Annotated in this window: 11 protein-coding genes and 3 tRNA genes; 1 reads left to right on the plus strand and 13 read right to left on the minus strand. The window is 45.7% G+C overall.

What is annotated here, in order from left to right:
• Positions 1 to 15: 15 nt before the first annotated feature.
• From VFW36_RS02865 to VFW36_RS02895, 7 genes are all read right to left on the minus strand, one after another.
• Positions 16 to 92, minus strand: a tRNA-Gly gene (locus tag VFW36_RS02865).
• 3 nt (positions 93 to 95) lie between these two features.
• Positions 96 to 181 (minus strand) — tRNA-Tyr (locus VFW36_RS02870).
• Between the two features lie 55 nt (positions 182 to 236).
• A tRNA-Thr gene (locus tag VFW36_RS02875) sits at positions 237 to 313 on the minus strand.
• A gap of 66 nt (positions 314 to 379) precedes the next feature.
• Positions 380 to 1,117, minus strand: coding sequence for a YaaA family protein (locus VFW36_RS02880; RefSeq protein WP_329657310.1), 738 nt, complete (start codon positions 1,115 to 1,117; stop codon positions 380 to 382).
• Positions 1,117 to 2,268: a sodium:proton exchanger gene (locus tag VFW36_RS02885; RefSeq protein WP_329657311.1), complete on the minus strand. Its 1,152-nt coding sequence runs from the start codon at positions 2,266 to 2,268 to the stop codon at positions 1,117 to 1,119. Before VFW36_RS02885 ends, VFW36_RS02880 begins: the two co-directional genes overlap by 1 nt.
• A 56-nt stretch (positions 2,269 to 2,324) precedes the next feature.
• The gene (corA, locus tag VFW36_RS02890; RefSeq protein WP_329657312.1) at positions 2,325 to 3,278 is read right to left on the minus strand and encodes a magnesium/cobalt transporter CorA; all 954 of its coding nucleotides are present in this window, start codon (positions 3,276 to 3,278) and stop codon (positions 2,325 to 2,327) included.
• A gap of 2 nt (positions 3,279 to 3,280) precedes the next feature.
• Positions 3,281 to 4,159: a radical SAM/SPASM domain-containing protein gene (locus VFW36_RS02895; RefSeq protein WP_329657313.1), complete on the minus strand. Its 879-nt coding sequence runs from the start codon at positions 4,157 to 4,159 to the stop codon at positions 3,281 to 3,283.
• Between the two features lie 12 nt (positions 4,160 to 4,171).
• On the opposite strand from VFW36_RS02895, the gene VFW36_RS02900 reads away from it, so the two are divergent.
• Complete coding sequence (locus VFW36_RS02900) at positions 4,172 to 4,495, plus strand: thioredoxin family protein (RefSeq protein ID WP_329657314.1); 324 nt, start codon at positions 4,172 to 4,174, stop codon at positions 4,493 to 4,495.
• Here the strand turns inward: VFW36_RS02900 and VFW36_RS02905 are convergent.
• From VFW36_RS02905 to VFW36_RS02930, 6 genes are all read right to left on the minus strand, one after another.
• Entirely contained in the window at positions 4,479 to 5,231 is a 753-nt protein-coding gene (locus VFW36_RS02905; RefSeq protein ID WP_329657315.1) for an RNA methyltransferase, read from the minus strand. The genes VFW36_RS02900 and VFW36_RS02905 overlap by 17 nt on opposite strands.
• Complete coding sequence (gene tkt / locus VFW36_RS02910) at positions 5,231 to 7,147, minus strand: transketolase (protein WP_329657316.1); 1,917 nt, start codon at positions 7,145 to 7,147, stop codon at positions 5,231 to 5,233. The genes VFW36_RS02905 and tkt overlap by 1 nt, the downstream gene beginning before the upstream one ends.
• Positions 7,148 to 7,150: 3 nt before the next feature.
• Positions 7,151 to 7,999 carry a polyprenyl synthetase family protein gene (locus VFW36_RS02915; protein ID WP_329657317.1) on the minus strand — a complete coding sequence of 283 codons (849 nt, stop codon included), beginning with the start codon at positions 7,997 to 7,999 and terminating at the stop codon, positions 7,151 to 7,153.
• A 44-nt stretch (positions 8,000 to 8,043) separates the two neighbouring features.
• On the minus strand, positions 8,044 to 8,409 hold the full coding sequence (panD, locus tag VFW36_RS02920) for an aspartate 1-decarboxylase (RefSeq protein ID WP_295014354.1): 366 nt from the start codon (positions 8,407 to 8,409) through the stop codon (positions 8,044 to 8,046).
• A 3-nt stretch (positions 8,410 to 8,412) separates the two neighbouring features.
• Entirely contained in the window at positions 8,413 to 8,787 is a 375-nt protein-coding gene (locus VFW36_RS02925) for a (2Fe-2S) ferredoxin domain-containing protein (protein WP_329657318.1), read from the minus strand.
• Between the two features lie 105 nt (positions 8,788 to 8,892).
• Positions 8,893 to 10,210, minus strand: a 1,318-nt coding sequence (locus VFW36_RS02930; protein WP_329657319.1) for a UDP-N-acetylmuramoyl-L-alanyl-D-glutamate--2,6-diaminopimelate ligase, incomplete at its 5' end; no start/stop codon positions are given.

The raw sequence follows: 10,210 nt of genomic DNA on the forward strand, positions 1-10,210 counted from the left end.
TACTTCAGCTCCCAGTGGAGCGGGAAACGAGACTCGAACTCGCGACATTCAGCTTGGAAGGCTGACGCTCTAGCCAACTGAGCTATTCCCGCAGATGGTGGTGAGAGAAGGATTCGAACCTTCGAAGATAAAAATCAGCAGATTTACAGTCTGCCCTCGTTGGCCACTTGAGTATCTCACCACGGCCGTATCTGGTCTAACACTGATAAATGTAATGCGTTTCCGATTTCATTCAATGGTGCCGGCACGAGGATTTGAACCCCGGGCCTATTGATTACAAATCAATTGCTCTAGCCAACTGAGCTATGCCGGCATTGGTGAAATGGAGCCGAAATTATATACACTCTTTTCTAAAAAGTCAAGCCTATTTGAAAGAAAATCAAACAATCGAATAAACAATCTCTTTTTTCTTTTTTGTCTCCACTATTTCGCGTACAATCAATCCGTCGATATTCATAGCCAACAACTCTTTAATCGAGGTAATTTTACCCTTCGCCGCTTCACGTAAAAGGATCCCCCGATATGCTTTTGCCCAATGGCTCACTACTTTTCCCTCTTTCAAAAACTTCAACGTTACGTACGGCATAGACGGAGTATAGAATTTATCATAAAATCCCGCACGAAGATCCAATACCTCTTGATCACCGATCATCTCGTCCAATGCGCTACTGAAATACTCTTTATAGTGTTTCTCGGGAGCGAACCTCCCAATTGAAGAGCCTTGTTTGAGTTTATAATCAGGGATGGAGTCGCCCGCACGGATCGGACCGAATAGATTGGAAAAAAGGATTGCCGTAGTATCAATATAGATTTGAGCATCTGTCTCTAGCGATGAATAGGTCAAATACTCATACGCTACTCCGTCATAGCGTTCGATCGCTTTCATCGTCGGAGCGGATGAAAAAGCATTTCGGTATCGCTCGTACTCGTTGATGTCTTTGATCCCGAAAAGTTCATACAGCACCTCATCAGAGCCATGTTGCGTCAATGATTGATACTGTTCGATCACCTCAAGACGTTTGGGATAAAGATCGGGGAAAACAAGGCTTTGTTGATTCAGCGGAGGGAGAGTTCCCCCCTCACGCTTCCCTTCACTCGGCGAAAAAAGGATAATCATCAGTAATACGCGGCAATAATAGCGTAGCTCAAGAAGAACATCATGTGCGATGCCCCCTCGAAATAGTTCGTCTCCCCCTCATCGGTCGTCTTCCAGACCAACAGGATCGTCAGCAACAATGCACCGATTTGAAGCGGATTGAAATCAAGGGTGAGATTGATACCTGACATATACGCCAGCATCATCAAAATCGGAACGGTCAAAATAATCGATACGGTTGATGCCCCCATAGCAATATTGACAACCCTCTGAATCTGATCATTACGGGCGGCACGTACGGCGGTAAAGATTTCCGGAGAGACGCTGATGATTGCGATCACCAGACCGGCTAACCCTGCTGAGATACCGTATTCGCGGGCGATTTTTACCCCTTCACTCGCAAAAATCTCCGCTCCGAACGCAATAAATCCGATCAAAGCGAAAATAGCCATAAAGTTTATAGAGGTACTGAGATGTTCAAAGATATAGTCACTCGACTCATTTTCATCAATCTCCGCATCTTCCTCTTCTTGAAGCTTTCGTTTCAAACGAAAGAAACGGCTGCGCGCCGTTGCTTTAAAGAAATGGGTATGGGTACGGGTTTGAAAAATGAAAATGATAATGTAGAAAAGGAGCAATACCCCTGCAATCAAATGGCTTACATGCGTTAATGATGCACTCCCGTGATCGGTATGGCTGAGCAGTCCCGGAACCAACAATGAGCTCGAAGCGACAAATAAAACGGTGCTGTAGGCACTGGAGGTCTCTTTATTGTGCTGCTGCTGCGTATAGGCTAGCCCCCCTAAAAAGACGGCAAGTCCGAGGAGAACGTTCAAATCGACGATAACCGCCGAGATGATCCCCCCCTTGACCGTTTCTAATACTTCGGGTGAGTGACGAACTTCCAATAAAATGATGTAGAGCAGAATAATCTCTACCGCAACAGCGCTAAAGGTGAGAACAAAACTGCCATAAGGTTCTTGTAGCCGTTCAGAGAGGATGTCAGCTACCTCGGCAACCGTCAGAGAGAGAGAAGCGATAGCGATAGCGGCAAATACAGTTGCCATCGTACCGTCTCCAAAAGAGTGGAAGAAAAAAGCAAGAGCCATTGAGAGTATTCCGACGAATATATCCCAATAGTCTTCAATAAAATAGCGTATCCGCCTGTCCAATTCTTTGTCCTTTTTATAAATGGTAATAGAGAATCATACCATAATTGAGGGGAGGATTAAATCCACCCTTTTCGTTTGAAAACATACACCGGAAGAATCGATGAAATGATCATCATAACGATCGAGAGCACATAGCCGTATTGCCAATGCAGTTCCGGAAGAATATCGAAGTTCATCCCGTAAATACTCGCGATCAAGGTCGGCGGGAGGAAAACGACATTAACGATCGTAAACATCTTGATAACTTTATTTTGCTCGATGCTCAAAACGCCGACGAAGATGTTTTGGAGGTAATCAAGACGCTCAAAATTAAAGTCGGTGTAATCGATCAGGGACTTAATATCTTTAAGCATAACGGTAACATCGTGTTTCAGAGCATGTTTATACTTATTCGATTTCAAAAAAGAGCTCAAAATACGCTGTTTATCATTGAGGTTTTCCCGTATCTGCATATTCAAATCTTCGAGTGATGAAATGCGTGCCAAGATCTCTTCGTCTTCATTGGAGTAGTCGGTCAAAACGTGTTTACGCAAACGGGTAATATCGCGTGAAAGCTTTTCGATAATATCGGCATCCGCATCGATACGGATATCCAAGATTTGACAAAAAATATCGTATCCCGTCTCGAAGTGTTTCGGTGTCGCAAAAAATTTCCGGTTAAACTCATCAAACGTATAGAGATTGGTATAGCGGATAGAAATCAAAAGATTATGGTAGAGAATAAACGATACGGTCTCATTGTGGGAGTGTTCAAGTTTTGAAATCAAGAAATAACTATTGATTTCAATACGGTCACTCTCCTCCCAATAGCGCGAACTGATCTCAATCTCTTCGGTCTCTTGTTTGGTCGGAAATTTGATGTTAAACGTATTCTCGATAAAAACGATTTCATCATAGGTCGGGATTAACATATCGATCCAGATAACTTTATCGATAACATCCCCGTCGAGTTCTGACATGGTATCGATGAATGCTATCGCGTTTTCATTACGGACATAACATTTGATCATGATCATACCTCCTTATTAAATCTATCTTTGTAACGGCATTTTTGACATAGCTCTTCGACACATACACCCTTGGAAGATCCCTCGGTTATAGCCATTGAGCGTTTCGATGTCAGAATTTTACCCAAATTTGTCTCACTAAGGTTACCAAGATTCATAATCCCCTCGGAGTCCAAGCAACAAGGTACCACTCTCCCATCAACCAGTATAGCGATTTGTTTGTTTAAACCGTGGCAATAGCCGTGGGTAAGGGTTGTATTTTCAAGATTAGGCCACTCAAAATAGCGATCAAAATGGAGCAATATTTTGGAAGCCAAACGGATCGATTGCCGCTCGCCGCTGATCTGAGAAACGATTAACCCCGCTTCTAGGGAAAAATGGCTCTCCAAAAGCTCAAACAACCGTTCATTAAACTCTTTTTCACTGCGTTCCTCATCCAGATTCCAAAGGCGCAGATTGATAAAAAAGTCATTTCCGCGTGAAAGCTTCTCATCACATAGTCTCAATATCGGTTCCATATACGCGTCAAAGGTTCGTGAAACACTGTTTTTATTGAAACTGTTGAGGGAGATGTTCACTTGACGCAATGCGGGATGGAACAAAACCTCGCGCCGCGACTCATCCAGATAAAACCCGCTGGTGGTAATCATCACCTTGAGTCCTGCACTGTGAGCGCTATCGAGATACTCTCCCAGATTGCTCAGCACCATCGGATCACCCATTACGTGCAGTGCTATCTCATCGGTATAGGGCGTTAACTCTTGTAGCACTTGTTTGAAAAAATCCACACTCATAGTTTGAGAGGGGTACTCTTTTGGGGGACAGAAACTGCACGATAGCCCGCAAATATTGGTTATTTCAACGTAGGCACGGCTGAATTTCATTATAATCCCTTTATGCAAACATTAGATACACTCAACCAAACACTCCATACCCATGATGCGGTTATGCTCTATTTCAGCGCACCTACCTGCAACGTATGCCATGCCCTTAAGCCGAAACTGACCGAAGCGATTATGGATAATTTCCCCTCTTTTGTCATCGAGAGTATCGACATCTCCGAAACACCCGAAATCGCATCCCATTTTAGCGTCTTTGCCATTCCGACGGTACTTATCTTTTTTCAGGGGCGGGAGTTTTTACGTAAAAGCCGCCACATGAGTATTGGCGAAGTAACTGACGCCATAGCGCGTCCTTACAATCTTATGGTAGAAAGCTGACAATCCCTGCCGTCACGGCAACATTGAGAGACTCAACACCCCGATGCATCGGAATACTCACACTATGGGTTGATGCACGCATCACCGCGTCGCTTACCCCTTCAGTTTCATTCCCCAATACAAAAATAGCGCGAGAGGGTATTTTTAGCGAATGGATGTCATCTTTGGCATGTGAGGAGAGGGTAATGATTGCCGTATCTCTCAGCGCCAATATTTCAGATAAATCTTCACAGTAATAGATGGGGATTTTAAAGAGGGTTCCCGCGCTCGCTTTCATCACCAAGGGAGAGAGTTTGGTGCTGTTGCGACGAGGCAATACGATCCCATCGATTCGACTCGCCGCAGCGGATCGGACAATCATCCCCAAATTTTGAGGATTATTGATCCCATCGAGGGCTAAAAGACGAAAAGCATCAGGTAGATCGGTCGGAATATTGGAGGCACTTCGGTAGTTTTGGCTCACGACGTCAATCGCGACCCCTTGATCCTGAGCGCTGTTTTTCGAGATACGGGATAATGACTCTTTGGTGTGATATTTGATCTCCACACCGCGCATCTCGGCCAAAGCCATAATCTCTTCGATCGTCTCATCAGTGCGGTTGCTCTTGGAGAGGTGAAGTTTATGAATCTTCACCGCATCGTCACGTAATACCTCAACCGCCACATTGCGCCCGTAAAGGGTAATCAACGAATCAAAGAAACGTTTTTTTTCAAGATACTCGGCAGAATCTTGCATCAGATTTTTGCCGCAACGGCTTCTGCGCTAAATCCGAATTTCTCAAACAATTTATCCGCAGGGGCACTTGCACCGAATCCATCCATAGCGACAACGGTATCGGCAAATCGGTACCATTCCAAGCCGCGAGCCGCTTCGATAGCGATTTTTTTCGTAGACGGTTTAATGATAGAGTCAATATAGCTCGGTGCTTGTTCCAACAACAAATCAAAACACGGGACACTCACGACATTTGCCGCAACACCTCGTGTTGAGAGAAGCTCGGCAGACTCAATCGCCAATCCGACCTCAGAACCCGATGCCATAATCGTAACGGTAGCATTAGGACGCTCTACCAACAAATACCCCCCGTTTTCGACATCCCCGCGAACCGCCGCTGGGAGCAACGGAAGATTTTGACGCGAACAAACAAACGCTGAAGGTGAGTGTTTCATCGAGAGGGCTTTTTGCCAACATTTGACGTTTTCAGCACCGGCCGCCGGACGATAGACATAGAAATTCGGCAATGCTCTAAATTGGCTCAAATGCTCGATCGGCTGATGGGTAGGACCGTCTTCCCCGACGCCGATACTGTCGTGTGTCCAGATAAAGAAGTGCTGAATACCGCTCAGTGCCGCAATACGCGCGGATGGTTTGAGATAGTCGCTGAAGACGAAGAACGTCGCGCTAAAAGGGATAATCGGACCGTAAAGTGCCATAGCGTTCGTAATCGATGCCATCGCGTGTTCACGGATACCGAAATGGATATTTTTGCCCTTAGGGAAATCGCCCATATTGGCAAGTTCAGTTTTATTAGACGGTCCAAGGTCTGCCGATCCGCCGATAAATCCGGGAATCGCTTTGGCAATCGCATTCAAAATAATACCGTTGGTATTACGGGTCGCGTCCGCCTTTTCAAAGGTCGGCCATTGGATACGTCCGAAATCCGGATTCATCAACTGCACATACGCTTCGTTTTGTTCCACCAATGGAAGTTCATTGATGCGATGATTCCACTCCCGTTCCGCCAAGTCCCCTTTTTCGATTGCACAGCGGAAACGCTCCAACACATCTGCATCGACATGGAATGTTTTTTCAGGATCAAAACCGGCTGCCGTTTTAGCGGTTTTAATAACATCATGCCCCAACGGCGCTCCGTGAGCATGGTGAGATCCTTCCATTTTACCGCCCCCTTTGGCGATAACGGTATTGGCGATGATAAGCACCGGACGTTTAATCATTTTCGCTTGCGTCAACGCACCGTCGATCTCTTCGAAATTATGTCCGTCGATCTCCAGAACGGCCCAGTTTTGAGATTCGAAACGATCTCGCATATTTTCGCTGAGGCTCAGCTCTGTAGATCCCTCGATTGTAATACGGTTTGAATCGTAAATCAGTACCAAATTGTCCAATCCCATGTGGCCGGCAATCGAACACGCCTCATAACTGATCCCCTCTTCCAAATCACCGTCACCGCACAAGCAGTAAACATTGTGATCGATTAACTCTGCCGTTTCGGAGTTGACTTTGTGTCCGACATAGCTTGACGCCATCGCAAAGCCGACCGCATTGGCAATCCCCTGTCCCAAAGGACCGGTGGTAATCTCAATTCCCGCCGTATGACCATACTCAGGATGCCCCGGAGTTTTAGAGTCGAGCTGACGAAAGTTTTTCAAATCCTCGATCTCCAATCCGTATCCCCAGAGGTAATACAAAGAATAGATCAATCCCGTCCCGTGTCCGCCGGAGAAGACCAAACGGTCGCGATTGAGCCATTTGGGATTTTTCGGATTATGGGTGAGATGTTCGGAGAGAACCACGGCAATATCCGCCAATCCCATCGGTGCACCCGGATGTCCTGAGTTAGCTTGCTGAACCATATCTGCCGCTAAAAAGCGGATCGTATCTGCCATTTTTTGGCGCATTGTAGTACTCATCGGTTAGTCCTTGTGTCGATTAATGTAGTGGTTAAGTGTTGGTGACAATTCGCGTTGCAAATTCTCATCAAAACTTGTCATTTGTTGAATAATTTTATCGGCTAATGTATTTGCTTCATCCATAGCTTTATCAAAGCCGAGCAATGTGACAAAACTGTTTTTAGCCTGATCGTTATTGGTTGTTTTACCCGCCTGCTCATCATTTTGGGTCACGTCTAAAATATCGTCTTGGATTTGAAACAGCAATCCCATATCAATCCCGAAATCATACAACTCCGCAGCGAGATCGTCTCGTCCGACGATAAACGCACCCATTTGAAGCGATGCCGCGATCAATTTACCCGTTTTGTGGATATGGAGCATTTTAACCTGTTCTAGTTCAAGTCGCTGATTTTCAAAATGACAATCGATCGCTTGTCCTAAAACCATCCCCTTCACTCCGCCGTTGTGAGAGAGAGAACGAACCAGCTTGACTATGACCCGATCCGAGAACGGAGCATTGGAGAGCACTTCAAACGCATAGGTATTCAGAGCATCCCCCGCCAAAATGGCACTCACTTCATCATACGTTTTATGAAGCGTCGGCATCCCTCGACGCAAATCGGCATTGTCCATCGCGGGAAGATCATCGTGAATTAAAGAGTAGGTATGCAGTAGTTCAATCGCCAATGCCGCGTGGTAAGCACTTTGGGTTAAAAGGGGATTATAAGCTCGCACAACGCCTAAAAGAAGTGCGGGGCGAAACCGTTTTCCGCCACCGATCAGCATTTGATGCAGTGAGCTTTCATAGTGGGGGTGAAAAGATGCAGCAGAAGGAAGGTGCGCTGCTAAGAATGCTTCAAACTGCTCCATTTTTATCCCACTATTTTTTTAGCGAAATAGTACCATGAGGGAGCTTATATCTTCTCGATTATATCGGTGATACTGTTCTCATCGTCGAGTAAAACAACCGTAGGTTTGTAATTTTCAAGCTCGGCATCATTGTAGGTTGCATAGGCGACGATAATAATCTTATCGCCCTTATGCACTTTACGAGCCGCCGCACCGTTTAGACAAATGTCACGCTTGCCCCGTTCACCGAGGATAATATAGGTCGAAAAGCGCTCACCGTTATTGATATTGAGGATTTCCACTTTTTGACCGACACGCATTTTGGACGCTTCCAAAAGCTCTTCATCCACCGTAATAGAACCGACGTAATTGAGATTAGCATCGGTTACGGTAGCGCGGTGAATTTTACTGTAAAGCATTTCGATTAACATGATTTATCTGCCCATCTGCTTCATCATATCAGCAGGAGTGATCGGTGCATCCCACAGTTCTGAGGGGATAACATACTCTTGTACCACTTCGCCGCCGATGATATGACGATCAATAATTTCATTTATTTTTTCTTTGGTAAGCCCCGCATACATCACATGACCCGGTTCTACGAGCATGATCGGTCCGACGTTACAGCGATTCATACACGAGGTACGGATCGGTTGCACCGTTGCAATCAAGCCCTTTTGCATCAATGTTTGCGCCAAATGTTGAAACAAATCCTGTGTGTGCGGATTAACACAGCTCGGTTTAGGCATCCCCGGAGGAGAGCTTTGTTCACACTTGAAAATATAAAATGCCGGTTGTGGAAGACCCATCAACTGCTCCTTCAAAATCGATGTACTACTGCACCGTAAAATAATTACGGCATTATAGCCAAATCCTACCAGTGCATATTAAGCTCCAGTAAGCAACTTGTTGTTTTAAATCTCTTTTAACAACTCTCTTGCAACAACACGATCATCGAACGGAAGATGCTGATCGTATATGATCTGTGAGGTCTCATCCCCTTTGCCTAGGATCAAAACCACTTCATCCCCGCTGCGATCTTTGAGCGCTTGCGCTATGGCACTGCGGCGATTGACATCGACATAGACGTTGCTTCGTTCCTCAATCCCTGAGAGAATGTCCTCGATAATAGCATCGGGATCTTCAAAACGGGGATTATCACTCGTCACATACACTTTTTTAGCGTACGTACTTGCGACTCTCCCCATCATCGGACGCTTGGTTCGGTCACGATCTCCCCCTGCTCCGAAGACGACCAGAACCTCTTTCTCTTTGAGCGCATTAAGAACCTGTTCCATCCCATCGGGAGTATGAGCGAAATCGACGATAACGAGAGGTGATTCGCTCACCACCTCCATCCGTCCGCTGACACCGCCGAAATTTTCCAATGCATCGGCAATTTTTTCCAAACTCTCATTAGTAACCAAATGGACTGCGGCAAAGGCGGCAGTGATATTATAGAGGTTGAAAAAACCGTGCAATGAGGTGACAAACGGAACATGCTCTTCGAAATGTTTCATCACACCGCTTACTCCGTTGTTCAATGAGTAGGCGATGATTTTATAGGTTGCAGGGTTCTCAACCCCATAACTGAACGCATTTTTCATATTAAACTGCGCTCGAGGCTCATCTTTGTTGATCAGTTTTTTCGTCTCATCTTGAAAAAAGAGATTTTTAATTCGGATGTACTCTTCGATACTAGAGTGATAATCGAGGTGATCTTGGGTGATATTGGTCAAGATTTTTAGACCGAACACAATCCCCGCAATACGTTCCTGCTCGATGGCATGAGAACTCACTTCCATCACGAAATACTCGCACCCTGACGCAATCGCGTGTGCCATGTGACGATAGGTATTTAGTACCGTCGGGGTAGTTAGGGTTTTCCCCTCCACCGGAGCGTCGTTCATAAAAAATCCGCGCGTCCCCTGCATAGCCGCCTTGTGCCCTAAATCAAGCAATAGCGAATAAATCGCGCTGGCGGTCGTCGTTTTACCGTTGGTTCCCGTAATTCCGATCACACAAAGACGATCAAGTCCGAAAAGTTTCCAACACTCATCGGGAGAAATGATAGAGTACGCTCCGCGACTTAGAGCATCCTCTTTATACTTCTCATTTTGCTTGGTCAGCAAAAAAGCGCAATCCTGACCGCAATCACCGGAATTTTCGCTGATATAGCGATAAGGTTGACCTTCGATCTCAACTTTCAATGCTTTTTCCTTTAGCAAGACG

The organism is Sulfuricurvum sp. (genome assembly GCF_036279695.1).
Taxonomy (GTDB): Bacteria; Campylobacterota; Campylobacteria; order Campylobacterales; family Sulfurimonadaceae; genus Sulfuricurvum.

Excerpts from the sequence above, each read along its gene's own strand:
- VFW36_RS02905 (WP_329657315.1), bottom strand. The coding sequence starts at position 5,231 with ATGCAAGATTCTGCCGAGTATCTTGAAAAAAAACGTTTCTTTGATTCG.
- panD (WP_295014354.1), bottom strand. The coding sequence starts at position 8,409 with ATGTTAATCGAAATGCTTTACAGTAAAATTCACCGCGCTACCGTAACC.
- VFW36_RS02925 (WP_329657318.1), bottom strand. The coding sequence starts at position 8,787 with ATGGGTCTTCCACAACCGGCATTTTATATTTTCAAGTGTGAACAAAGC.
- VFW36_RS02915 (WP_329657317.1), bottom strand. The coding sequence starts at position 7,999 with ATGGAGCAGTTTGAAGCATTCTTAGCAGCGCACCTTCCTTCTGCTGCA.
- VFW36_RS02895 (WP_329657313.1), bottom strand. The coding sequence starts at position 4,159 with ATGAAATTCAGCCGTGCCTACGTTGAAATAACCAATATTTGCGGGCTA.
- tkt (WP_329657316.1), bottom strand. The coding sequence starts at position 7,147 with ATGAGTACTACAATGCGCCAAAAAATGGCAGATACGATCCGCTTTTTA.
- VFW36_RS02900 (WP_329657314.1), top strand. The coding sequence starts at position 4,172 with ATGCAAACATTAGATACACTCAACCAAACACTCCATACCCATGATGCG.
- VFW36_RS02880 (WP_329657310.1), bottom strand. The coding sequence starts at position 1,117 with ATGATTATCCTTTTTTCGCCGAGTGAAGGGAAGCGTGAGGGGGGAACT.
- corA (WP_329657312.1), bottom strand. The coding sequence starts at position 3,278 with ATGATCAAATGTTATGTCCGTAATGAAAACGCGATAGCATTCATCGAT.